This is a genomic window from Candidatus Hydrogenedens sp. (assembly GCA_035361075.1).
GTDB lineage: Bacteria > Hydrogenedentota > Hydrogenedentia > Hydrogenedentales > Hydrogenedentaceae > Hydrogenedens.
Window position 1 is genome coordinate 1 of the sequence record DAOSBX010000001.1, and the last position, 25,668, is coordinate 25,668.

Annotated in this window: 19 protein-coding genes; 8 read left to right on the plus strand and 11 right to left on the minus strand. The window is 35.4% G+C overall.

The window, feature by feature from the left end; translation table 11 throughout:
• Positions 1-170: 170 nt before the first annotated feature.
• On the minus strand, positions 171-1,376 hold the full coding sequence (gene pilM / locus PLJ10_00005; GenBank protein ID HOK08023.1) for a type IV pilus assembly protein PilM: 1,206 nt from the start codon (positions 1,374-1,376) through the stop codon (positions 171-173).
• Positions 1,377-2,111: 735 nt separating this feature from the next.
• Between pilM and rplM the strand changes: the two genes are divergently transcribed.
• The 4 genes from rplM (at position 2,112) to PLJ10_00025 (ending at position 5,768) form a co-directional block, all read left to right on the plus strand.
• On the plus strand, positions 2,112-2,546 hold the full coding sequence (rplM, locus tag PLJ10_00010; GenBank protein HOK08024.1) for a 50S ribosomal protein L13: 435 nt from the start codon (positions 2,112-2,114) through the stop codon (positions 2,544-2,546).
• Positions 2,547-2,570: 24 nt separating this feature from the next.
• Complete coding sequence (gene rpsI, locus PLJ10_00015; GenBank protein ID HOK08025.1) at positions 2,571-2,972, plus strand: 30S ribosomal protein S9; 402 nt, start codon at positions 2,571-2,573, stop codon at positions 2,970-2,972.
• 525 nt (positions 2,973-3,497) lie between these two features.
• Positions 3,498-3,674, plus strand: coding sequence for a hypothetical protein (locus tag PLJ10_00020; protein HOK08026.1), 177 nt, complete (start codon positions 3,498-3,500; stop codon positions 3,672-3,674).
• Positions 3,675-4,136: 462 nt separating this feature from the next.
• Positions 4,137-5,768, plus strand: coding sequence for a hypothetical protein (locus PLJ10_00025; GenBank protein ID HOK08027.1), 1,632 nt, complete (start codon positions 4,137-4,139; stop codon positions 5,766-5,768).
• Positions 5,769-5,895: 127 nt separating this feature from the next.
• On the opposite strand, the gene PLJ10_00030 is transcribed toward PLJ10_00025, so the two are convergent.
• Positions 5,896-8,091 (minus strand): hypothetical protein, encoded by a 2,196-nt coding sequence (locus PLJ10_00030; GenBank protein HOK08028.1) that lies wholly within the window; start codon positions 8,089-8,091, stop codon positions 5,896-5,898.
• 158 nt (positions 8,092-8,249) lie between these two features.
• Between PLJ10_00030 and PLJ10_00035 the strand changes: the two genes are divergently transcribed.
• Genes PLJ10_00035 through PLJ10_00045 form a run of 3 tightly spaced genes read left to right on the plus strand, consistent with a single transcriptional unit; the run spans position 8,250 to position 12,070 of the window.
• Complete coding sequence (locus PLJ10_00035) at positions 8,250-9,560, plus strand: UDP-glucose/GDP-mannose dehydrogenase family protein (protein HOK08029.1); 1,311 nt, start codon at positions 8,250-8,252, stop codon at positions 9,558-9,560.
• Between the two features lie 8 nt (positions 9,561-9,568).
• Complete coding sequence (locus tag PLJ10_00040; GenBank protein ID HOK08030.1) at positions 9,569-10,456, plus strand: MaoC/PaaZ C-terminal domain-containing protein; 888 nt, start codon at positions 9,569-9,571, stop codon at positions 10,454-10,456.
• A gap of 30 nt (positions 10,457-10,486) precedes the next feature.
• The gene (locus PLJ10_00045) at positions 10,487-12,070 is read left to right on the plus strand and encodes an AMP-binding protein (GenBank protein ID HOK08031.1); all 1,584 of its coding nucleotides are present in this window, start codon (positions 10,487-10,489) and stop codon (positions 12,068-12,070) included.
• Positions 12,071-12,090: 20 nt separating this feature from the next.
• On the opposite strand, the gene PLJ10_00050 is transcribed toward PLJ10_00045, so the two are convergent.
• Together PLJ10_00050 and PLJ10_00055 are read right to left on the minus strand one after the other, a co-directional pair.
• Positions 12,091-13,743: a TIGR03663 family protein gene (locus PLJ10_00050; protein ID HOK08032.1), complete on the minus strand. Its 1,653-nt coding sequence runs from the start codon at positions 13,741-13,743 to the stop codon at positions 12,091-12,093.
• Positions 13,744-13,865: 122 nt separating this feature from the next.
• Positions 13,866-14,561, minus strand: a complete 696-nt coding sequence (locus PLJ10_00055; protein ID HOK08033.1) for a discoidin domain-containing protein — start codon at positions 14,559-14,561, stop codon at positions 13,866-13,868.
• A 573-nt stretch (positions 14,562-15,134) separates the two neighbouring features.
• On the opposite strand from PLJ10_00055, the gene PLJ10_00060 reads away from it, so the two are divergent.
• Entirely contained in the window at positions 15,135-17,048 is a 1,914-nt protein-coding gene (locus tag PLJ10_00060; GenBank protein ID HOK08034.1) for an acyl-CoA dehydrogenase family protein, read from the plus strand.
• Positions 17,049-17,138: 90 nt separating this feature from the next.
• Here the strand turns inward: PLJ10_00060 and PLJ10_00065 are convergent, their stop codons facing one another.
• From PLJ10_00065 to PLJ10_00095, 7 genes are all read right to left on the minus strand, one after another.
• Positions 17,139-17,867: a glycosyltransferase family 2 protein gene (locus PLJ10_00065; GenBank protein ID HOK08035.1), complete on the minus strand. Its 729-nt coding sequence runs from the start codon at positions 17,865-17,867 to the stop codon at positions 17,139-17,141.
• Positions 17,868-17,943: 76 nt separating this feature from the next.
• Positions 17,944-19,005, minus strand: a complete 1,062-nt coding sequence (locus tag PLJ10_00070; protein HOK08036.1) for a DUF1080 domain-containing protein — start codon at positions 19,003-19,005, stop codon at positions 17,944-17,946.
• Positions 19,006-19,143: 138 nt separating this feature from the next.
• Positions 19,144-19,605, minus strand: a complete 462-nt coding sequence (locus tag PLJ10_00075; protein HOK08037.1) for a hypothetical protein — start codon at positions 19,603-19,605, stop codon at positions 19,144-19,146.
• On the minus strand, positions 19,602-20,879 hold the full coding sequence (locus PLJ10_00080; GenBank protein HOK08038.1) for a glycosyltransferase family 4 protein: 1,278 nt from the start codon (positions 20,877-20,879) through the stop codon (positions 19,602-19,604). The genes PLJ10_00075 and PLJ10_00080 overlap by 4 nt, the downstream gene beginning before the upstream one ends.
• Positions 20,880-20,902: 23 nt before the next feature.
• Positions 20,903-22,138: a glycosyltransferase family 4 protein gene (locus tag PLJ10_00085; GenBank protein ID HOK08039.1), complete on the minus strand. Its 1,236-nt coding sequence runs from the start codon at positions 22,136-22,138 to the stop codon at positions 20,903-20,905.
• A 21-nt stretch (positions 22,139-22,159) separates the two neighbouring features.
• A complete protein-coding gene (locus tag PLJ10_00090; protein HOK08040.1) occupies positions 22,160-24,505 on the minus strand; it encodes a glycosyltransferase in 2,346 nt (781 codons plus the stop codon).
• 6 nt (positions 24,506-24,511) lie between these two features.
• Entirely contained in the window at positions 24,512-25,585 is a 1,074-nt protein-coding gene (locus PLJ10_00095; GenBank protein ID HOK08041.1) for a radical SAM protein, read from the minus strand.
• Positions 25,586-25,668: the final 83 nt, after the last annotated feature.

A 25,668-nucleotide genomic window follows, 5' to 3' on the forward strand; every position in this document is an offset into this window, starting at 1 on the left:
CTTTATAATCTATTTCTAATATGCTAATATAAAATAAAACTTATTCAGAGATCTCATATATATAAATGAAATAATAATTATTCCTAAAAAAAGTACAACAAGAGCAAGAAAATAAGGTAATATTGATTTCTTTACAGGTCGAAATTCTTCTGGAAGTAAGTTTATTCTTATCATATTTCTGCTAATCCTCGTGCTGTTAAACCGAAGGCGACAGCAAATTTGGCTGAATGTTCCTTAAATATATTTAAAGATGGTGAATTTGACAGTGCAACTTCTTTTGTTATTAATTCGACAACTTCTACAGTATCGACATTAAATTCTTCAACTAATGTTTCTCCAATAACTGGGTAACATGAAACCCCACCACATAATATAATTCTCTGAACGGGTTTTTCGTAGAGTTGGTGTTCAAAGAAATCGAAAGAACGGCGAACCTCAGAAACCATACGATTCATAGGGGCAGTCATGATTTCTTTAATAGTTTTTTCTCTGTATCTTGTGGTCTCTTCAATTGGAGTAGCATCTAATACAAGTTCTTCATCAAGAGGCGCTAACGGAGAGACGGGTTCTGGAATTTCTTCGGCTTCAACTGCTTCATGAGGTTCCGCTTCAACTACGTCTTGAAGTTCTGCCTTCGGTGCAATTTCCTTACTTGCATCTATTAGTTCTTTTTCCGCCTGACGTCTATCACAATGCTTCTCTTTAATGATGGAATCGAGGATATCTTTTGCACCCCACATAAGGTCTCTTATAAAAACAGATTTCATGTCCCGAACAAAGTGAATACTTGATGAAGAATAACCGATATCAAAAATAGCAATAGTTTCTTCTTTGTGTAATAAATTACTCCGTTCTATTGCATTGAGAATAGCAATAGAATCAATGTCAAACACAGAGCATTGAATTTCACATGATTGAAATATATTAAGTCGACTATTAATAGCCTCTTTTTTAGCAGCAACTAATAGAATTTGAGCTTGATGCCCTTTTTCGTTTCTTTCTTCTGAAATTAAATCCCACGAAAGATATACCTCATTTAAATCAAATGGAATATATTGTGACGCTTCTCTTTGAACAGCCTGATCTAATGTATCATTACTTTTTAATGTAATTTTTGGATAACGGACAACCGCTGTATTTCCTGGTAATGCAGTTACAATTAGACTTTGTTTATAGGATAATCCTGTTAATGCAGTGAGTATTGCATTTACTTGAGCTTTTACAGGGTCCATGTTTGATAGTTCTATATCTATTTCAGCGTATCCAACTTCTTCTACTAATATTTTTTTCCCATACTTGGATGCTTGAAGTGCTTTAACAGAATGAGCACCCAAGTCAATACCAATTACCTTTTTCGGTCGAGTAAAAGATTGCACTCTTTATATCCTTATGTTTTAGCACTTTGTTTAATCGTGTCAATTATTATATCATACCTAATCATATCTTAAAAGTCAAATTTTTCTTTACAAATTTTATCATATGATATTAATAATATCATATTACACATCAATTGTCAAGAATAAACTCAAAAAATTTAAATAAAATATTTAATTTAAAAAAATCCCGCGAGTGCCGTCGGACCATTGGAAACGTTGCGAACCTAATTTCAATAAAGTGGGTGTTCTCACGGTAGTCATCCGGCTTCCTTCCACTTTGAAGGCATGTCGTAGGCTACACGAATATTGCACTCGGCTTTGAACTCCCTAAAATTAGTTTTAAGGAACCACGTTTCTCGGTCCATATCGTACACCGCAGGAAAACATAATATCTTATAATACTATCTAATAATAACATGAATTCACTAAAAAAATCATTTTTTGTTTTTTTAATTAAAAAAAATATCCACAATTTCTAAAAATATTTTTTACAATTTTTAAAACAATATTTTTAATTTTTTATTTAATTTTAATTGTAACTAAAAAAATAAAATAAAAAAAATTTTTTCTACATTGAAATTAACGTTAATTATCAAACAAAATTTTTAAGTATGAATAAATGGGGAGTATTTGATAATCTTATCTTTTTTATGATATAATTTTTTTCCCGTTACATTGCTCCGAAAAAAACAAGTGATTTATGTTTTTGTATTTTTCCAAAAAAGGAGAACAAAAGTGAAAACGTATATACCAAGAGAAAGCGAAATTAAAAAAAAGTGGTATCTTATAGATGCTGAAGGTAAGGTTTTGGGAAGAATTGCGGCAGAGGCTGCAAAACTTCTTCGCGGAAAACATAAACCTTATTTTACCCCATTTATGGATTGTGGAGACCATGTAATTATTATTAACGCAGAAAAAGCAGTGGTTACTGGAAATAAAGAAGAGGATAAAATGTATTACCGCCATTCAGGTTATAAAGGCGGATTGAAACAGATGACGTATCGTCAAATGATAGAGCGTCATCCGACTCGTGCTATGGAATTGGCTGTTTGGGGTATGCTTCCACATAATCGTTTAGGAAGAAAAATCGTAAAACATCTAAAAGTTTACGCTGGCAGTGAACATAAACATCAAGCACAAAACCCAGAAGTTTGGGAAATCAAAGATTAATTTTTATAGGAGGATATAAAAACCGTGATAGACGCAAAAACAAAAGAAATTGTAGCAACAGGCAGAAGAAAAAGAGCGGTTGCCCGTGTCCGAATTAAACCTGGAACAGGGAAATTTACTGTTAATGGGAAACCCATTGAGGAATATTTAGCACGGGAAGTGTTGGTACGTATAGCAAAACAAGCTCTTGTCGTCACAGGGATGGACGGAATGTATGATATTCGTGCCCTTTGTGATGGCGGTGGTCTTTCAGGTCAGGCAGGGGCATTACGGCATGGTATTGCTCGTGCATTATTAGAAGCAAATGAAAATTTACGAACAACACTGAGAAATTACGGTTTATTAACCCGTGACCCAAGAGAAGTCGAACGGAAAAAATACGGGAAACCAGGTGCTCGCAAACGCTTCCAGTTCTCAAAACGTTAATCCATTTTTAGATATAGAAATTATAAAAGAGCGAAACCAGATAGTTTCGCTCTTTTTCTTTTGAACAATATTATATACTTTATAGATATAATATAATAATAGGTATAAATTCTATATTAATTAAAAAACAACTTTATAAGGTGTCATTGAATTATTAAGTTAGAAAATACTGTAGTAAAATTATTATGCACGTTTTATTTGGTGATTATATAATACGATCCGCTGGGGGATTGTTATGAAGGAGAAAAACGATGGAATTAATGAATATAGTGAAGATATCAGCAAAGGAATAAAGTGCTTGCAGGTACCTGCACGCAGCCGGACTGTTCAGAACTTGCCCGGACTGCCCATACTGTCAATCCAAACAGATAGGCTGGATAAGACATATCCAAGTGTTACTCCTGCGGTCACGAATGATCACAGAGAAAAGTAGGGGAACCCCAGATTGGATATAATAATCTATTGATTTTGGTGAAGTTGTTTGAATTGAAGATATCAATGTATAGGGCGAGATATGAGTTAAGAATGATTTTATCGCACTGTATATGGCTGTATCGGCTATTACGAGAAGGGAGATATCGTAGTGTGGAGATAGAGAATAAGCAGTTGGGGATGAGGTGGAGGCAGATGGAAATTATTTCGGGGGTTGTAGGCGAGGTAAGCGAGACAGTGGCGCAGAAAAGATGCCGGTGTTTGGGATAATTGAGCAAGAGGGTAGGGTAAGGGTGGAGGTGTTATCGCATGTTAAGGTAGAGACACTACTTCAGGAGATATCAAAAAAGGTGAAGCAGGGCAGTATTATACCGACCGGTATAAGGCATATGATACGCTTGTGATGAATGGGGAATATTTTAAGCATTTAAGGATAAACAAGGGACAGAGGTTTACCAATGGCAGAGTGTGTATTAGTGAAGTAGAAGGTTTTGGGAATTATGCTGAGGAGTGGTTGATGAAGTTTTATAGGGTGATTGCCAAGAATTTTGCTTATTACTTATAGAATTATAATTTTGGTATAATCATAGAAATGATGATTTATATGAGTTAATTTTAATCTCAATCCTATTAGTGGATTCAAAATGATAATTACCAGGTGATTTTACGTTAATAGTAATATTTATGGGTTGTCTATTTATAATAAATAATATTTGCGAATAGGAAATCTTGGTGAATAGATTTGGTCGAAGAGAATTCCTAAAAAAGACTTTGGCGATGACAGGGATGTATATCCCTTTTATTAACCATATTTCAGCCTTTGGGGAAGAAGAATGCATAACTCCCACACTCAGAGATTCAATGAAACGAGTATCCAAATGTTGTCTGGCTTGGCTTAATCCCGCCGAAAATTACCGACCAACAGGTGGTTATGAGGTTGCACATGATACGGGACGCTGGTGGGACGCGATGTTGAGGTATGAAGCGGTAAGTGGGGATAGGATACCACCAGATATTGAGAAGTATATGATGGAAAACCTATATACAATGACAAATAATCCTGCTGGGTTATTAATGAATATGTTTGGACCGCCTGAATCACAGGTAATCAACCTCCATAATATTCGTGAGACAATGCTTACTTATACTGCCTTGGTAAAATATAGAAAAAATGATTGGGCTTGTAAGCAGGGGAAAAAACTGGTTTCAGCTATTAACAGTACACTTAATCCAGATGGGCAATTAAATTATGAGCAATTAAAATCTCTAATAGAAGGGAGGAAAATCAATTCGGATCCGTTAATGTGTCCCTCCTCTCCTCCAGGAAAATGGTTTGACTCAACTGGTACTACGGGCAGAGCCATAGAGGCAATGCTGTATTTTTCAGAGGTTACAGGTGATGATAGTGCGTTTCAGCTTGCAAAACGTTTAGTGGAAGTGCATCTGTGTATGATTATAGATCCAAGTGGTAAAGTACGGTCTGAACTCCTTAACCCAAATCATGTGGGGCATAATCATTCATATTGTGGAACATTGCGAGGATTATTATTGTATGGGCTTAAAACTAACGAGCAAAAATATGTAGATGCTATTCTCAATACATACCGTAATGGACTATGGGGAACAACTATTAGTTACTCTGGATGGACTCCTCATGATTTAGGCAAACTACGTTTTCCCAATGAGGATGGTGACCCTGTGGGGGAACATGGTAGTTGTGCTGATGTTATGTTACTTGCACTTTGGTTAGGACTGCGGGTTGGACAGACCGACCTTCTGGATGATGTAGAACGACTAATTCGTGCAAGACTTTTACCATCGCAAATAAAAGACAAAAATAATCTGAGAAATGATGGTGCATGGGGTGTATACGGCCATCCTTTCGGTTTTGGTTCTATACTTGATGTATTTACAGCGGTACTCCATGCACTCGTAGAAGTAGATAGTCATACAGTATCCGTTCTTCCTGATGGAACATGTTCGATAAATCTGCACTTTACATGTGATACCCCATATGTGTCAATTGTTTTAAAAAGGGAAAAGGTAGCAACACTCTCTATTATTCCCAAGAAAAAGTCACAATTGCGAATTCGTATACCTTCATGGACTCCACGAAATTCTGTTCGAGTCCTTATTGATGGCAATGAAATAACACCTGTTTGGGATGGTTCTTGGATGGTTTTAGATGTTACAAAGATTGCGGATAGCAATACTATCCTCGTTCAGTATGAACTTCCTGAAAGAGAAACTACCGAAGTAATGCCTATCAGCAAGAAAACTTTTAAGTTATCATGGCGTGGAGATGAAGTTATCACATCTGAACCACCTGTACCGATTTATTCAAAAAAGGATAGTAGTGGGTAGGCAATACATCTTTTATGTTCGCTATATTTCAAAAAATAACTGCTATTGTGAATATACAAAACTTATTTGTGTAGTTCACAATTTTGCATTTTTTACTTTTTCAGTTTTCGGTAGTTGAAACTCCAATCTAAAATGAAAATGTTCCAGGAACTGTAAGTACTTTTTCAGATACCCTTTTTGGCTGATTTGCAGTCTTGTCCATTTGTATATATTTGCAGTATATAGGAACCTCAGGAAGTATACTTTGTATCTCAATAGTTAAATTATCAGTATTCGCTGTGATATTTAATATAGCACTTCTATACTTCACATTTTTTATAGAAAATTCATTTATATTCTCGGGTAGTTTTGGACTAATTTCTAACATATCAGGTTTAGGTGTTATTCCCATAAATCCGTAAACAAAAATTGAAGGTAATAAACTACTTTCAAAAAATTCACAGTCTATTCCTAAACCTCCTGGTGTGTTGCAACCTTGTAATGTTGTCCCTTGTTTTCCATCTTCATAATATTTCCTATATCCACCAGCAGTACGAACTTCTTTTTCCCATTCTACAATTTTTTTAAGACGTTGCCATGCATTATCAGGACCTAATGTTTGTAACCTTGCCCATAAGTCGTAAAAAGAAAAACCTAAAACCGCACCGCCATCCTGAACCTGTCCGCCCCATGGAATATTTTCAGGATGTGCCCAGCAGAAGATATACCAATCAATATTACGTAATGTTGTTGCACGGGGACCAAATCGCCAATGGTAGATATCATCGCCTTTCGAGGTGTCTGATTCAATAATTCGTTCCCCATTAAGCCATTTGAGAATTTCGGTTGCCTGTTCTTGAGATGCAATTCCATACCAGATACAATCGAGATTCAAGAATGTAAATCCGTAGTCGTGCTTATCTCCACTACGGTCAATACAGGTAAAAAATCGCTTTTTATCATTATCCCAGAACAAAGATTGGGCTTTTTCTCTGACTTTTTGGGCATGTTCACGAAGTTCTTTTGGGTCCAGGGCAAGGGCTCCACAGGGGATATTCCATTCTGGGTGTTGCAGGATCGCCTCTTCTATTTCTGCCATGGCAAGTAAAGATGCATGGTATTGATTTGTAGCATAACAATCATATCCACCAAAGGGTAACAAGTCCCAATAATTACTTCCTATTCCGTGTCCAATATTAAATTCTTTTCCTTTTTCTGTAATTTTGTAGCCAGGGATACCATCATGTCCTACCCAGGGGTTGACGATACAAAAATTAGCATTGCCACCTAATTCTTTCCGCTGATATTGGAGTGCTAACCGCATTTTATTAATTACCTGTCGTAAAAAGTCAATATCTCCTGTCCAGTTAAAATAATATCTGCAAGCTAAAATGTAAATAGGGTTGTTAATCGTATGGCGTGTATCAAAAAGGGAGAAAAAAGAGTCAATAAGGAATGTTCCAGAGCATGGTCCAGGTGCCAAACAGATACGAATCTGGTCTATAGTTCCATTCCATTGTGGATGTTTGTAAACGGGAATATGTGAATGAGCCCATCCAGGTGGGGTGAGTGCTGTGTTCTGATAATAGAAATAGAATCTTCTTTCAGGTGTAAACTCTGTATCTCCAACTCGTTTCCATTCCATATAAGGGAGTGAGTTGGTTTGTGTCTGAATATCTCGTTTCCAACGCAATTGAAAAAACGGAATATCCTCAGCAGTTAGATTTAAGTTAGAAATTGACGTAAGGGTGGGAGAACCTTCCCCTGTAATTTCCAATTTCCACTTGTTTTCAACAATACCATGCGAAATCACATTTTGTAGTTTCCACTGTTTAATTGCATTTTCTCCGCAATTAGAATCGTTTTTAGCATGTCGCAAATTATCGCCTACCCAGCCAGGAACCTGTTCCAAAGGTTGAAAATGCCAGCCTATCCCTTTATCTTTTTGTCCAAAGGTTTGTGTCCATAAGGGGAATGGCCAACCTGCATCATATGCATGAGAAAAGTGCTGATGTGTGTCAATATAGCCTTCATCATCAATACGAATAGATAAAAGGTCTTCCCTGTGAACCTCCTGTATGGGTTTATTCCTCTGCGGGTCTATAAAATCATTTACCCATGTATCTGCACAAAGTAGATATTCTTTATTAAAAAGGGTGTGACCATTCCCGAGTCTCTTAGAAAGGTGATACCATAAATATTCTGTCATTATTGTGCTAACTTCATTATCATCTGGAATTACAAAACGGGTAAAATTTTCAGGCAATAAATAATCCTCTGAAAAGGAGTTTAATAAAATAGAAAAGCATGCAATAGTTAAAAGAAGTAAGTGTGTTTTCAACATATCTATGTACCTTTTAGTAGAGGTTAATTTGTTAGCAAATATACATATTTGATAGATTTTTGAGTAATGTATAAGTATGATATATTGTATTTATTAAAAAACTTCTATTTGTTGAATGACGGGTTAACAATAACAGATTTAATATAGGATAATAAAATATGAAGATAACAGTTATTGGGACGGGGTATCAGGGGCTGGTTGTGGGTACTTGTTTTGCAGAAAGTGGGCATATTGTGACCTGTGTTGACTGGGAGAAGGAACGGATTGAATTACTTAAACGAGGTGATATTCCTATATATGAGCCTGGATTGAGTGAACTGGTTTCACGGAATATAGAAGAGGAACGGCTTTTTTTTACAGATTCTTTGGATGATGCAATTCAAAATTGTCTTCTTATTTTTTTATGTATGGACATAGTTTCATACCCATCAATAGATGATGTGGTTCAACCGATATTGGATGTCGCAAAGGTTATTGCACGAGTAATGACAGGATATCGAATTGTTGTTAATAAAATAACCTCACCACCGGGAACAGCGGATAAAATTAAGGCGGTAATGAAGGAACACACACAACACCCATTTGATATTGTTGTTAACCCGGATTTCTTAAAACAGGGCACAGCAGTTGATGATTTTCTCCGTCCGGATCGTGTCGTTGTCGGGTGTGAAGATGTCCGTGTTCAGGAAATTATCAAAGAGTTGTACAGTCCATTTCTTCGTACAGGTAAACCCTTGTTAATAATGAGTTTACGTAGTGCAGAATTAAGTAAATATGCAACAGCAGTTATGTTAGCTGGACGCGTCTCGATAATTAATCAAATAGCAGAGTTGTGCGAGGCTTGGGGGGCTAACATTAGTGAAGTTCGGGAAGCAGTCGGGGCAGATAGTCGTATTGGGTTAAATTTTCTATTTCCTGGTATTGGCTATGGCGGAGTATGGTTGCCAAAGGATGTGGATTCATGTATCCTTTTCGCTAAAGAGAAGGGAATTTCGTATCATATTTTCGAATCTATTCAAAAAGTTAATCAAGAACAGCGTGAAAAGTTCTTATCAATGGTTTTAAAATACTACAATAATTGTGTGGAAGGACGAGTATTAACGATTTGGGGTGCTTCATTTAAGGCACGAACGGATGATATACGTGGGGCACCTTCTATCTATATTATAGAGGAATTGTTAGGTCGTGGTGCTAAAATAAGAATTTTTGACCCATTGTCAGGACCTAAATTAAAAGAAAAGTTTGGAAATCAGATTGATATTGCTACAAAACAGTATCCACCTTTAGAAGGTAGTGAAGGTTTGATTATTTTAACAGAGTGGAATGAATTTCGTCGGCCTGATTATGAACGGATGGCACAATTAATGAAAGAAAAGGTAATTTTTGATGGACGAAATTTATATACACCTAAAACAATGGCTTCTTATGGTTTTCGATATTACAGTATCGGTAGACCCCCAGTAGAGTAGGATATTTTATGAGCAATGAATTAAGTTCATCATTTGTCGGTATAAAAAGTAGAGTGTTATCTATACCAATTTCACCAAGAGACTCTATGAAGTATTCCGCGGGAATACATGAAACCAATACTATTTTTTATGATGATAGAAATGAACCATTATTAGTCCATCCTATGTATGCAGTTGCTTTAACATGGAAAATCTCCTCACAATTTAGTACCTATTGGGATACAGCTGATTTTCCTATGAATGTTTTGGAACGGCAGGTTCATTATCTTGAAGAACTTCGTTGGTATCGTTCTTTTTTTGTAGGAGAAACATTGCATATCCAGGGAGAAATAAAAGCAGTGGTACCTCATCTTGCAGGAACATTATTCTGGATTGATTATACAGCCACAGATGATAAAGGTGAGGTTGTCTTCATAGAAGGTTTGGGGGCTTTATTAAGAGATATAAAGTGTAAAGATGAGGGAATAGGTAAGGAGTTGTTTTATCGTAATGCTACAGACCTCCAAAGGGGAGAAGAGACAATGTGGGAGGATAAAATTAATGTAAGTGTGGTAGATGCTCATATTTATGATGCATGTAGTGAAATACACTTCCCAATACATACATCATGGGCTTTTGCTCAAAAAGTGGGATTACCTGCCCCTGTTTATCAAGGAACGGCAACCTTGTCACAGGTAGTCCGCAAGTTCTATGAACATGATTTAGAACCACCTCAAAACAGGATTGAATATTTGTATGTCCGTTTTTCGTCTTTTGTTTATGGTGGGGATGAATTATTATTAAAGGTTAGACAAAGTAAAGGTGATGAATCTAATAAAAAATTGTATTTTTTTGAAGTGACAACACCGAGGAATGATTATGCAATAAAACATGGTAAAATTGTTTTTGTTAGTTAGAGTCCTAATGAATTTTGATAGGAGGAAAAGATGAAAAGTGAAGACAGAAAATTATTGTGGCACAGCGTAGATTACTGGGCAAGTGTTAAGCCCGAATCTGAGGCAGTTGTTTTTGGTGATACTCGTATGACATGGAGACAAGTAAAGGAAAAGGTCGATTTATTAGCAGGCTCTCTTGTGAGTATGGGAGTTGAAAAAGGAGATTGTATTGCCTTGTTATCTATGGCATGTCCTGAATTTATAACAACCTTTATGGCAACATCCAAAATAGGAGCAATATGGCAGGGAATTTCGCCAAAGTTTTCAAGGGATGAAATTTATTACTTCCTTTCAGATTCCCAACCGAAAGTGCTAATAGCATTAGACCACTATATGAATATCGGTTTATTAGAAATGATACTTGACTTTAAGAATAAATTTCCGTTTTTGCATGAGGTTGTTATCATTGGTGACCCAAAAGGAAGTGGTTTAATAGAGTTTAATGAGTTTTTATGCAAGAATACGTCTGAGTCGGAGAAGTTGTTGGAAAAAAGAATTAAAGAGGTCAATGAGAACGACCCAGTATTGCTAATGTATACTTCTGGCTCTACAGGGAAACCGAAAGGAGTTATTCATACCCATCGTGCAGTGATGTGTAGTGCACAGGTGGAAAGTAAGTATATGTATTGGGATTCCGATGCTCGTATATTGCTTCACTTTCCTATAAATCATGTTGCTGCAGATGTAGAAATGGGATATACCGCAATATATAATGGTGCCACGATTGTATTGATGGATAGATTTCTCCCAGAAGGTTCATTAATAGAAATTGAGAAGGAGAAAATTTCACATTTAGGTCAAGTCCCTGCAATGTATTTAATGCAAATGAGCACAGCCAAATTCCGTTCTATGGACTGGAGTTCTATGAAGGTTATGGTTTGGGGTGCTTATGCTGCGAATGAGCGAATGGTTAGAGTATTGTCAGAGGTTGCTAAGGAAAATAATTTTATGTTGTTAACAGGTTATGGCTCAACAGAAGTTTGTGGTTTTACAACGTTTGCCTCACCTGATGACCCTATTGAGTTACTGTTCAGTTCTACAGGACGCATTGTGCCTCCATACGAGGTGAAAATTGTAGATGAAGAACGAAAAGAATTACCAAAAGGGAAAATAGGGGAAATTGCTTTTCGGGGTCCAGTTATTATGAAGGAATATCTAAATAATCCTATTGCTACTTCTCTTGTTAAGGATAGTAATGGATGGTTTTATACTTCGGATTTAGGATGGGTCGATGAAAAAGGGTATTTGTTCGTGTGTGGTAGGAAATCGGAGATGTATAAAACAGGTGGTGAGAATGTTTTCCCTAAAGAGGTAGAAGATGTCCTTGAAATGCATCCTTCTGTGTTGATGTGTGCGGTAATTGGTGTCCCAGATAGCCTTTATGGAGAAGTTGGGCATGCTTTTGTTGTGCCTAAACCTGGAGCCATAATAAAGGAAAATGAACTGAGAGATTATTGCCGTCGCCATCTGGCAACATTCAAAGTCCCGCGTCGGTTTGATGTTCGACCTGTGCTTCCGATGCTTACTAATGGCAAGATAGATAAAATGACACTTCGCCAATGGATTGCTTCATAGAGGATTAAAAAATAAACATTTTAATTTCTGGTTTTAGTTGTTTGTGTTTCAATAAATTTGTCCCAGAGTTGTTGTTCAATATAGAGGTATCTAAATACACCAGGTCGAATGGAGTAAACCTCTTTCATATATGGGGAGTTACTTAAAAGTTCTTCGAGTCGTTCGGAAAATTCAGGAGAAATAATAATGAAGGGAACTTTAATATCTTCTGTAATAGGTATTTCCTGCCAAAACCCTTTTTTCTCAATTTTGCGAAGGTACCAAGGGATAGGCCAGTAATCATTATTTGATGATATAACAAATACAATAGGCTCACGGTTCTCATGTTTTAGTATGTCAGATAATTCATAAATACGTCCCATCATTTTTACTAACGAGGTAGTTGTATGAGCGTATACATAAGGGTTAGAGATGTCTGCGTAATAGATGTAATTCCCTTGATAAGTTAAATATCCCAAATGAATGGCTCCAATAAATAGTAGGATAAATAAAATAATTCTCAACCATATTCTTCGGAATGTAAACCAGAAAAATTGAAAACCGACACCAGCGAAGATAATCATACCTAAGAGTGGAAATAAAATGTTCCAAGGAGTTTTGTATGGAATGAGGGAGAACAATAGAAAGGTAGAAAAGAAAGAGATGAAGAGGAATATGTTTATTGCTATGGTAGTACGTTCTTTTTGGGAGTATGTTCTCTTTATGAATATTATGACGAGTTTAAGGACAAAAGAGATTATGCCGATGATGCAAAGAGGGATTATAATGCCTTCCGTCCATACAGGTCCAACCGTTTTATTAAAGTGAGTTATTATTTGTAAATAGTACCACCATGGTTTGTCATGAATTCCAGAAGAACCTTCTCCCGATGCTCTTACTATATATGTTTGATAGGCTTTGAAAAAGTCGATGAGACCTTGCCAGTTTGTGAAGAAGGAAGAATATAATAAAATCCAGGGGATAATAAACACAATAAAAAAAAGTAAAAGGTGTTGCCATGTCTTTCTTGTTGAAAACGTTGTGTTTGTGGATGGGTCATTTTCAGCAGTTATGTGTCGGGTTTTAAATAAAAAAAATGAGGTTGCTATGATTGCGAGACCTGTAGAGAAAAGAATGACAACAGTTGTTTCTTTCGTCGCAAAAGCAAGAGATAAAAAAAGCGCAGTAAACACTGTAGTTGATGTTTTGGGCTTATTAATATAAGCCCAGACAGAGAAAATGAATAAAGTGGCAAATAAAACAAAGAGAATTTCATGGATATAATATCTACTATAGAAGAAAAAGGCATGAGATATGGCAAGAAAGAGGGAAGACACTAAAAAAGCAATAGTACCGATGTATTTTTTAATAAAAAATAGAGGTAGAAAAAGAAGGATACTAAATAATAAGGGGACTATACGGAACATTGCCTCATTTGTATCCTTAAACTGATGTACTTTATAAAGATAAAAGACAGGAAGGGTAGAATAATATAAGAGTGGTCCGTGATGTTCGTAAGGGTCGTATTTGTAAATACCTTTTTCTAATAATATTCCTGCTTTGTAAGCTTGATTCGCTTCGTCACAATGCATCGGGCGGAGCGAGATTCCCTGCAAACGTGTTAAGATAATAACAGTTAAAAATAGAAGATAGATAATAACGAACAGTGTATTTAGTAAAATTTTTTTATCCATGGATTTATTTTTAGTTTTTATTTAATTATGGACACTTATAAATAAAAAGGCAAATTTGTAGTCAGATAAAAAAAGTGCCACTTTTACAAAAGTAAAAGTGGCACATATCTTCGAAGAATAGATTATTCTTTTCCGTAAATTTCAACTTCAATATAATGATTCATATCATTGTAAGAGTTGCCATTGCTATAAAGGCGAACATATCTGCCTTTTACACCATCATCAATACCAATAAGTCTGCCTTTATTATTCTCAATATATTCTTTATCTTTTCCAATACCTAATCCAGAAGAGTTGTCATAATCATTATTGTAAACTTGTTTTCCTCCATCTTTGAATTCAGGGTCATTACCAACTGTTACGATGAAATCTTTGTAAACGCGTTTTCCTTCATGGAAATGCCAGACAACAATCGCATAGATTGTAAGTTCTTTTTCGAGGTCGATTTGAACCCATTGAAGTCCAGCAGGAAGTTCAACCACACTCTTTTTACCATAATCTTTGTCGCCATCTGTAATTTGTTTTAGTTGTCCACGAGTAGGAGGAACACTGCTGGTTACAGGTTTATCTTTGGATGCAAGTTTGCAACCTTCGGGAACATAATAAGGGGGACGATCTTTGTAGTCTTCAGGTTCAAGATTAGGGCTATAGTAGTCAATAGGAGTGCCACCAAAGAAAGGTTCAGGGAGTTCAATTTTTAATTCAACCTTGCCCGCTGGTGGTGTGGCATCTGCACTCATAGCAGATGTGCTTGATAAGAGAAGTAAGCTAAACATCGTAAACATAAAGGTTGCAAGTGATAGTTTAAAGTAATTCATAATTAACTCCTTCTGATTGTTTTGGGTTAAATTAATTTATGGTCGAAAGACATGATATGTTTAATTTTCAGGTCCAACAGGACGATTAATTTTATCATAAATTTGACCCTATATTCATCTTTTGGGTTTTATTAAAACCTTCTTTGAAAGATTCATTATATAGAACGATTTTTTTAGCTATTATATTTAATGTCTTTTGTAAGATTGGGCATCTTTTATCAAACAACAAAGTGAATTTGTTAAATAGTTTATTTTAAATTCGGTAAATAGCAAAAATTAAAAGAATCATTTTTACTGAAATTTATTATTAAGTTAGAATGGAAAATCTATCTTGAAAAGGTTTTTATGTCTCTTTTAGGTATATAATGAATCATAGAAATTATTACGCAATTATTTTATAAGTGTTTTATTTCATTTGATTTGTTGGTAAAAGAGGGAATAGAGTTTTTCATAATTCAGAGATTTGTTGAATTTCATTTTGACAATTGTGTATAAATGGTGGTAAATTATTATTTACTTATCATTAAGTATATAAAACAATTGAAAATCTTAACCAAGATGAGGGTAAGACCTATGGCTACAAAAGAGGATTTAAAAGCAAAAGATGCAGCAATGGAACTTGCCGAAGAGGCACGAGAAACAGAATGGAAATTCCCAAGTTTTACTGCTGAGATGTTTCGTGGGAATTTTCGCTGGGATTTACTACATCCCTATCCTGCTCAATCGGAAGAAGACAAGAAGATTGGTGATGAACTGATAGCAAAAATTAAGGACCTTCTTGATAAGTATGTTGACCCGATTGAGATAGATAAGACAGGAGTCTATCCTAAAGAAGCGTTGGAAAAGATGAAAGAGATGGGCTTATTTGGAATGAAAATAAAGCCAGAGTATGGTGGTTTAGGCTTGTCGGTTACAAATTATGCCCGTGTTTTATCATTTATTGGGAGTTACTGTCAAAGTACAATTACATGGTTGTCTGCACATCAGAGTATTGGTGTTCCTGAACCCCTTCGGACGTTTGGTACGGAAGAACAAAAAAAGAAGTATTTGCCTCGTGTGGCAAAGGGTGAAATTTCAGCCTTCGCTTTAACGGAACCAGAAGTCGGTTCAGACCCAGCTCAGATGAAAACGACGGCAACACCATCCCCTGATGGTTCATACTATATTTTAAATGGTACGAAATTATGGACGACCAATGGTCCAGATGCAGATGTGATTGTTGTAATGGCAAAGACGCCCCCAAAGATTAAGAACGGAAGAGAAATTCCTCAAATTACAGCATTCATAGTTGAAACAAGCTGGCCAGGTGTCGAGGTTGTGACTCGTTGCAAATTTATGGGTCTTAAAGGACTGTCCAATGGGATGTTAAGATTTAATAATGTGAAGGTTCCTACTGAGAATATTATTGGTAAACCTGGCATGGGATTGAAGATTGCTCTTACTACATTAAACACAGGTCGCTTAGGTGTGCCATCTGCAGGTGTCGGGGCAGCGAAGAGATTTCTTGAAGATGCGGAATGGTGGGCAAAGAACCGTGTTCAGTGGGGAAGACCAATAGGACAACATCAAGAAATTGCTAAGAAAATCGCTAATTTCGCCGCAAATACATTTGCTACTCAAGCCATGGTGTTTATAACATGTTCCTTTGCGGACAAGAAGAATGCAGATATACGATTAGAAGCTGCTGCGGCAAAATATTTTGCAACTGAATTTGGCTGGCAGGGTATGGACGATTTACTTCAGACCTTAGGTGGTAGAGGTTATGAAATGGCAGAATCCCTTTATAATCGTGGGGAAAGGCCTTTCTTTGTTGAACGTGTTATGCGTGATATGCGTGTTGGTCGAATCTTTGAGGGTTCTTCTGAAATTATGCACCTAATCATGGCTCGTGAGGCTTTGGACACTCACTTCGGTTTAGTAATGCCAATTATGAAGCCACAAAAAGGACAAAGTGTGTTAAAGGCTGTTTTGAAGGCAATAGGATTTTATATGAAATGGTATCCAAAGTTATGGTTACCCACATCCATTAATTTCAATGTGAAGAAATTGAACGCTACGAATAGAGACCATTTGAAGTATACTGCGAAAACATGCAAGAAACTCGCTCGTAGCATTTTCCATACAATGGCTAAGTATGGTCCGAAATTAGAGAATGAGCAATTAATTTTAGGAAATTATGTAGATATTGGTGTTGACCTTTTTGTAATGGCTTCCTGTTTGTCTTATGCTGAGTATTTAATGAATAAAAATCCTAATGATGATTCGCCACAAGATTTGGCTGATTTGTTCTGCAAGAATGCACGTCAAAGAATAGAAAATAATTTCAAGGCAGTTAAGAAAAATCACAACTATATGTATAGGAAAGTCGGTGATAAATTGTTGGAAGGAAAATATCGTTGGTTAGAATTTGATGTATATGAAGGTTTGCCACCAAAGTATCGGGATTATGAAAAAAATTTACCAAAGTTTCCTGATGCAACAACATAAATATCAGTATTGAGAAGTATAAACTCTGGATAACTATGATGGTCGGAGAGGCTAACTATAGCCTCTCCGACAGTCTTATGTAGTGCAGTGCTAATTATATAAACCTTTGATTGCATTTAAACGGATTTTAAACAAATCGCAAAACATTTTAACAGAATCTTTTAAGGGGTGAACTCTCGATTCTTTGCGATTTCTCCAACGTGTAGGAACTTCTTTAATTTTAAGATTATGTTTTTCTGCAATAAACAAAATTTCAGCATCAAAACTAAACCGATTTAAGGTTTGTCTTGGGAAAATAATTTGAACAGCTTTTTTAGTAAAGCATTTACATCCACATTGTGTATCCTTAAAGTGAGTTAATCTAAAAAATCGTAGAATAAGATTATAAATTTTTCCCATGAGTTGTCGATAGAAAGGTTGAGAAATTTCAATTATTGATTCAGGTAACGCTCTTGAAGCTATGGCTACATCATAACCTTGTTGAATTTCATTGATAAGTTTTTGAGTTTCTTCAATAGGGGTAGAAGCATCTGCGTCATAAAAGCAACAAATATCTCCATTGGCATGATGAAGCATGGCTTCTTTGACAACTTTACCTTTTCCCTCGTTTGTGGTAAATTGAATAACTTTGATTTGTTCAGGATATTGTTCCGCCCAATGATTGGCTTTCTGGACTGTGTTGTCCTTACTACCGTCGTCAGAGATTATAATTTCAAAGGAAAAAGATTGCTTTTTCAAATACTCAAATACATAGTTTAAAGTTGCTTCAATTTGATGTTCTTCATTGTATGTGGGGATTATTAAGGAAAAATAAGGCAAAACAAAAACTCCTTTACCCCTCAATGTTGTTAGTATTCAATTGCAAAATATTAAATCAGTTTCTAATTATTAGTTCTTAGTTCGCTGGTTGGTACCATACATTTCTATAACGAACAGGGTCACCGTGGTCTTGAAGCATAAGCACACCTTTGGGTGTTTCCTGCTCACTTACACCACCTGGGGTCGGTCCTTTAAGTTCTACATTGTCATGAATAAGGATGCCATTGTGATATACCGTAATGAAAGCGTTTTTAATTTTTTTGCCATTCTCGTCGAATTTAGGACCTGTGAAAGTGATGTCATATGTTTGCCACTGTAATGGAGGTAGGGAAGCACAGACTTTTGGTGTCGCCGCTTTATAGATGCCTCCACAAAGATTATCCGCAGGTAAATCACCAAAACTATCTAACACCTGGACCTCGTATCTTCCAAAGATATAAACGCCACTGTTACCTCTTGCTTGGCCTGTCTCGTTAGGCATGAATGGACACATGAACTCAATATGGTATAACCCGTCTCCGTATTCTTCTTTTGTCCATAAACTTGTGGCTACTGTTTTAGCGGAACCATCTTCAACTAACTGCCAATGGGGTTTTACATCCCATTTATCTAAACTTTTGCCATCCATAAGAACAACAGCCCCTTCTGGTGGTTGTTGCCCTAACGTAGGTGATGTTAGAAAAACACGTTTGAGTTCGAACGTGGCTTTCTCTTTTCCTTGTTCAATGGTTCCTTTAAATGTTTCGTTCTTTATTTGTCCAAGAACCTTTCCTTTACCACCATAATTCTTCCCAAAATCTACATCACCATCAAAATTGATTTCCGCCATCTTTTTTGCTTTTTCCTTGTCTTGTTCCAAAATTCCAGCGGGTCCAGAAGGTGCTTTCATCCCTTTTATTTCTACACGTTGTTCAGGCTCATTCCCTTGGGAGAAAAGGAGTAGGCAACGATAACGACCATTTCCCTGGGCTATTACTTGGGCTTTGAAATTTTTACCTTCCCATAGTTTTCCACTTATGCTTCCTTGATAATTACCCATAACATAATCATCACTTTCCTCTGCATATATTGCAAGAGTTGACAAAAGAGCAAATGCAAGTAAAATGGAAATTAAAAAATGAGATTGTACATATTGCATGTATCGGTCCTCCATAAAATAAAAAGTTAGTTTTTAGAAGTAAAAAACACTTACCGCTTTATATTTTAAGACGATTGATGTTTAAAATGAAAATTTGTGTTTATAATTTTGAAGTAAGCCGTTTAATTATCTGGTGTTTTATATCTTTTTATATTTGAATAAATGTATATTTAGGTAAATGTATATATACAACAACTGACCTTTTATTCTGTTTTTTATAGACTTTAATAGGATAGAAATAAGAGATGTGGTTAGGGTTTTATATTCATTATGGATTGTAAATATAAAACGATGTTTTGCTTTTGACAATTGGCTTAAAAAAATTAAACGAGGACTTTCGAAGAGAATTACGAAATAATCTAATTTAGTTTTACGGATTATTTGAAGTATTTTTGGAAAAGTGGATATTGCAGAACGAAAATTAAGATGTTGTCCATCCCAAGGGAGAAAGACAATTTTGTCAGTTATATCTTTTAAGCAATCTTTTGGGAACGATTGTGGAACAAATATTAACAATTCATCTTCAGAATATTGTTCTCTTAAGAATTTTGCTGATTGCAAAAAATGTGGTCCATAACTATAAAACAAACCTATTTTCATTTATGATTCTCCTGTGTTGGCAAAGATTGTTCAATTAATGGAATATAATAATTGTTTACTATTTTTTCCCAAGTATGATTTTGAATGACATAATTTCTTGCATTACTACCTAATGTTATTCGTGTTTGGGAAGTATTTAAAAGGTTTTCTAATTCCTTTGCCAATGCAATGTAATTTGAAGGTTCGAACAGGATACCCGTTGAATTGTGTTGTATTATTTCTGATAATCCTCCAATATTACTGGCACAAACAGTTCTTCCAGTCGCCATTGATTCTAATACAACTAAACCAAATGGCTCTTCCCATAAACTTGGCACTACACAAATATCAGCGATTGCATACATTTTGAGTAGTTGTTCATGGGATAGCCAACCAGTAGGGATAAACCATTCATTGTACAAAGATATATTGAAAGAGGTAAGGTATATTTTAAAATCATTTCTTTTCTCTCGAAGTCGTTTTCCTGCCTCAAATAAAATGGACATTCCTTTTGTAGGTTCATCACATCTGCCAGACATAAGAATTATTTTTTCTTCATTATCTTTTTTGGGTTTGGGTAAAGGTATTTGTAAAAAAGGCTCTGGTTCTATACCTCCTGGGATAACAACACTACTAATTTTATATTGTTCTAATTCTTTTTGGAAGGTTTTGTTATAAACAATAATTTTATCCCATTTTTGCACTGTATTGTGATAATTACGAATAAAATATAATGAATAGGCTTTGCTCCTTATATAATCTTTTCCCCAACTCGTTATATTTGAGGTTTTAATTTCATATTTTAATCCTTCCAAAGAACATTTTCGGCAATAATCAGGCGTTTCGAATATGCTTAACTTACATGGTTTTTGATGTTTAAATCGTAATGGGTTTCTTAAACAAAAAATTTCGTGTGCAAATATTCTCGAGATAAGTGGTATATGTGGGTAGTACATCTTTATCAAATGTGTGACGGGTATTTTTATAATAAATCCATGTTGTAGAAAAATTAGATTTGGTTTGAATGAGTCTAAATAGAGTTTAATGCGATTGAATATTTCATAGGGGTTCCATTTTTTTTCTGGAATTAAAACTCGCTCCGCTGGGAAAGGAAGCTGGGTTGGGTCAAATTTTCCACGGTCAGTAGCCCCATCTTCTGCTATACCGATAAAGAGAAGAGGATAACCTTTTTCATGCAATTTTTTTAAGACATGATAAGTATCTACATCAGCACCGCCATTAGGTTTCCATGAAAAATTAAAATCTATAAATATTATTTTTTTCTCAGTTGCCAATCTATATTATCCTGTCTCATTTTTTATTTTGGTTTATTAAAAATAAGTGGCTCATAGTAATCCTCAACTATTTTTTCCCATGTATAGTTTTTAATTACATGATTTCTTCCAGCTGTTCCTAAGTTGCTCCTTAATGTTTCATTTGATAATAGAGAGTCTAAATGAGTCATTAATATATTTTTATCCGTTGGTGGGTATAATAAACCTGTTTCTCCATGTAGAATGACAGATTTAAGCCCACCTATATTGCTTGCAATGATGGGTTTACTGGAAGCCATAGCCTCCAATGCTACGAGCCCAAAGGGCTCTTCCCATAAGCTTGGGATAACACAAATGTCAGCGGTTGTGTATATAGAAGGTAACTCATAATGACTATACCAGCCAATAAATTTTACCCAATCGGGGTAACCTGTACTCCATCCCGAGGTGCATATAAGTTCAAAATCAATTCTTTTATTTCTTAATTGTTTGCAGGCTTCGTATAGTACATGAAATCCTTTAACCTCATCTTCGACGCGACCAGGGAATAGAATTTTCTTTATATCATGGCTGTAAATATTCGTATTTTGTGATGGATGGAACATCTGTGTATCAACACCACCTGGGATAATCCTCGTATTGGGATGGTAACATTTCCAGCAATTTTGCATAGTATCAGAGTATACGATCACTTGTTTTACTCTACTTAATGAAGATGTTAATATGTTAAGATAGTTCGTCTTATATGCTTTGGTTAGAATATATTCTTCAAGCCATGCATTGAACTGGTAAGATTTCAAACTTTCTTTTTGGTGGTGAAGGAAACATTGACGACATACATCTGTAGTGGATAAATAATCAAGAGGGCATGGTTTGTTGTTTCGGTATTTAACAATGTCTTTGTGACACAAGAGTTCATAAGCGTATTGACGCCAGATGATTGGAATAGAAGCATCCTTAAAAAATAGGGTGATAATGGGTTTTAGAAAAAAGCTATCCCCGATTATAAGAATATCGGGATTAAAGTCGGATACTGAATGAATAAAATAATCTTTTATTGTTTTTAGTGAGGATGTTTTGAAATTTACATTTAACTTTTTTGTAGGGAAAGGAAGTGTCTCTGGGATAAATACCCCTCTTGTTAGTTTTGTTGATGATAAAGATAGAAGCAAGACATCATAGTTCTTTTTGTGAAGTATCGAGAGGATATTAAAAACATCGACATCCGCACCTCCTCTGGGTGGCCAATTAAATAATGTGTCGATAAAACATATTTTCATAGTTCTATTAGTTTTTGATAATTATCTATGTTGTAATGAGCCATACCATTGGCTACCCCCATGGTCAAGGTGTAATACAACAACATTGTTTAGTCGATGTTCAGGACCGAATGTTTCTATGATGGATTTACCAAAGAACCAATCTGCTCCTTCAAAGTGATTGAATTCTGGATAGGTAATTTTGTTAAAGACCTCTTTTCGACAGCACTGACAGAAGCCGATTGGAATACCCTGAGCTTCTTTTCTTCTCCATTCGCCTGGGCTATTTAGTAATTCTTCATACTGTTCCCAGGGTTTTATCAAACCTAAGATTATCTTAGAAGTCGTCTCAGGTGATAACATTTTTCGACCATCGGGAGCAACAAATAAAGTAGAAGATTCCACTTTATTTAATTCTGCAAAGAAGTTGGGTGGTACTACAATGTCTGCATCTAATAAGACAATCCAATCCCCTGAGCATAATGGTAAAGAAGAATTGATGAGTACACCTTTTGATTTCCAGAAACTCTGATTGAAAGGTGAGCGGATAATTTTAATTTCTGGGAATGTATTTTCAAAACAATTTATGATGTCATCTGTCGCATCCAATCCTGGGACATAGGCTATGACCACCTCTATTTGTGCAGGCTTTATATTGGTTTGATGAACAAGGCTTAGCAAAGATGCTTTTAATCGGTTTGCATAACGGGAGCAAACATAGAGTACCGAAAACGTTGCTTTCCTCTCCTCTTTATGTTCTTCAATCTGTTTCCATAGTGTTATCCCTTGAGTAACAATTTCACCATCTATGTTCCAAATGGATATTCTCGGTTCTAATATCCCAGGAAGTCTTGTCGGGACAAAAGCAGAGTTTGCGAATTCTGTTGGAGCAACAACTTCATTGTCTCTGATAAGGATATAATAGCCATCTTTGTCAATATGTAAAGTAAGTTTATGGCTTTGAGCTATCATGGGGCAGACGAGTTTTATATGAGGTCCAAAACTAAATCCAATTTGTTCTGCAAAGCCACCTCCAAAGGTCACAGAGATAGTTAATGGTGGTTCTGTTCTACACAAAGGAGTGCTCTGTAACTCATTACGGCTAAAAGAAAACCAACGCACCGCTCCAGGCATATAGTGGGTCATGTGATTTTCTATCTCATAATCTTCAGGTTGAACTTCTTTCCATGGTTTTTCATGAAGCATTATTTGAATTGCATTATTGTATAACTCTTGAAATTGAGAATAGATATTTAAGTGTTCTTTTTCAACTTTATCTAAATAATATGGAGGTGATTTCCGAAATATTAACGGGTCTCTTATAATATCTCCATCGATAGGTTTCGGCGTAAATATTAGTTTTATAAAGTTATTTTTACCTTTGTCACAAACATATCTTAACGAGCAGGATGCACATTTTGTACCCCATTCCTTTTCCTTTTGCTTTTGGAGTTCTAATATTTTTTGCTCTAATAGTGTCGTATTTTCGGGAAGTGGTTGAGGTTTCTTCTTTGATTCCCAGTGTCGAGTTAATTTATGCCATGCCCATAGAGGGACGTATAAGCCAGGATGATTGAGTATCCATGGCAAAACTAACTGGTCAATACCGCTGTGAAATGAAGTTTTTTCTCGTATCTTCATTTCCAATATTTTTCTAATTTTGGAGGCTTTGAAATTCCATAAAAGTTGAGCGAGTTCAAAGGAGGATTGAAGGTAAAATTCAGTATCGGAGAAATACTGTTGTGTGTTGATAATGGCTGGAAATAATTGCGGTTCGACAAGACAATAAGGAATTCCTAAAATGTTAACTGGAACATTTGAATGGTAAAATGTTTTGCTTATTTTAGCCCAATCTTTTATTGTTTCTTGATTTATTTCTATGTTTTTATTATTTATGAATGGATATTTATGAACAAATGTAATTGAGGCAAACGTTTTAAGTACTTCTATAATATCTTCTTCTGATGAGTTTAGATTAAAAGGAAATGGATAAACACAGTAAAGCCGTATAGGTATGTTTAATTCATTACCTATATGTGCCCAGTTTTTTAATTGGTCTAATGAGAGATTTGTAGCAATTAGAAATATATCAAGCAAATTAAAGTTTTTAAGATTTTCAATATTCTTAGGCGGTTCGGTAAGATTTGTTCCCCAGGAGACATTACATTGAATAATGTCATTTATAAATTGTAAAAGATTTTTTATATTTCCAATGTCCTCATGTGAACCTGAAAAGAAATCGGTTTTATCTACCTTAAAAGAATCATAATTAACACGAGCCCATTTTTTTAAGTCTTCTAATGGTATGATTTCATTAAATCGGTTATATTGGAAGATAAAACCTCGTTTTGTTCGCATCTTTTTTGTTATTTCAAATTCTTGACTCATAGACTTTTATTTGATTAACGATTTTAATTGTCTAATTGAATTGTATAATTTTGGAAACTGGTTTTGAGTATATATTTTAGCTAAAAGCCATTTTCGTTCCCATTTCCATTTTCCTTGGGGGTTCATGGCTTTATCTCTAAAAGTCTGATTCCAAAAATAACAGACCGTGCTACAACCTTTACAGCCATTTTCGCCAATGGCTTTTTCAATTTCATCTTTAATTACTGGACTGTTGATAATGTCATCCAATAAAGTAAAATTTATATTCCTTGTTTCATCTTTTTCCCATATCGGATAATGCCAACAAGGGACTACCCAACCTTCTTCATCAATGCCAATATGAGATTTGGGAATAGAACAATTTTTACCAGGATGCATAATTAAATCGGGATAACGAAAGCTGAGTTCAAATCCCTTAATCATGTCTTTTGATAAAGAGACATGTCGACGTTCCTTTTTATCTCGTTCTAATATCTCATACAGTTGATTGATTGCAATTGGAATAAGTTCCATAGGGACTAATTCTTTTTGATGATACGTCTCGGTAAAAGAAAAGCCATGCCAGACGAGGGGGTAGGATTTAAAATACTCATAAGTTTCAATAGATTTATCATAATTGCTTTTTTGTATCACTGTATTAATAGCCACCTTGGCTCCTTTTTCGATGAGAGATAAAAATGCTTCATTAGTCCGTTCAAAAGTCCCTTCACCACGAATGGAATTATGTACTTCACCGACACCATCAACAGAAATATTCAGAATAACATTAGGGTGATCAGCATAATACTGAATATCTTCACGTGTAAATCGTGTCGCATTTGTAAGTACCCATATTTCAATAGAATGTTGAGATAGTTTGTCAATCATCTCTTTGAGATAGGGTAAAAGGGTAGGTTCACCACCTCCAATAACTACACGTTGAAATTTCTTTCGGATTGCAAAATCAGAGATGTGGAGTAGTTGTTCTCGTGAGAGAGTTTTCTTCTCTCTCGAAACTACAGGGCACATTCTACAGTTAAGGTTGCAACACGAAGTCACGCAAACTGTTATTTGTTCCCAGTTATAAAATTCGTCTGCCATTGTTTCTTAATAGGTAAAGTTATTAAAATTGTGATTGAAATTACATAAAGTATACCATTGAATATTAGTTGAATATAAAATAG

What these genes read in the sequence shown, in the direction of transcription:
- PLJ10_00090 (HOK08040.1), bottom strand. Translation starts at nt 24,505, where the DNA reads ATGAGTCAAGAATTTGAAATAACAAAAAAGATGCGAACAAAACGAGGT.
- PLJ10_00050 (HOK08032.1), bottom strand. Translation starts at nt 13,743, where the DNA reads ATGGATAAAAAAATTTTACTAAATACACTGTTCGTTATTATCTATCTT.
- PLJ10_00075 (HOK08037.1), bottom strand. Translation starts at nt 19,605, where the DNA reads ATGAAAATAGGTTTGTTTTATAGTTATGGACCACATTTTTTGCAATCA.
- PLJ10_00045 (HOK08031.1), top strand. Translation starts at nt 10,487, where the DNA reads ATGAAAAGTGAAGACAGAAAATTATTGTGGCACAGCGTAGATTACTGG.
- PLJ10_00035 (HOK08029.1), top strand. Translation starts at nt 8,250, where the DNA reads ATGAAGATAACAGTTATTGGGACGGGGTATCAGGGGCTGGTTGTGGGT.
- PLJ10_00030 (HOK08028.1), bottom strand. Translation starts at nt 8,091, where the DNA reads ATGTTGAAAACACACTTACTTCTTTTAACTATTGCATGCTTTTCTATT.
- PLJ10_00020 (HOK08026.1), top strand. Translation starts at nt 3,498, where the DNA reads ATGATTTTATCGCACTGTATATGGCTGTATCGGCTATTACGAGAAGGG.
- PLJ10_00055 (HOK08033.1), bottom strand. Translation starts at nt 14,561, where the DNA reads ATGAATTACTTTAAACTATCACTTGCAACCTTTATGTTTACGATGTTT.
- PLJ10_00070 (HOK08036.1), bottom strand. Translation starts at nt 19,005, where the DNA reads ATGCAATATGTACAATCTCATTTTTTAATTTCCATTTTACTTGCATTT.
- PLJ10_00060 (HOK08034.1), top strand. Translation starts at nt 15,135, where the DNA reads ATGGCTACAAAAGAGGATTTAAAAGCAAAAGATGCAGCAATGGAACTT.
- PLJ10_00095 (HOK08041.1), bottom strand. Translation starts at nt 25,585, where the DNA reads ATGGCAGACGAATTTTATAACTGGGAACAAATAACAGTTTGCGTGACT.
- PLJ10_00040 (HOK08030.1), top strand. Translation starts at nt 9,569, where the DNA reads ATGAGCAATGAATTAAGTTCATCATTTGTCGGTATAAAAAGTAGAGTG.
- PLJ10_00085 (HOK08039.1), bottom strand. Translation starts at nt 22,138, where the DNA reads ATGAAAATATGTTTTATCGACACATTATTTAATTGGCCACCCAGAGGA.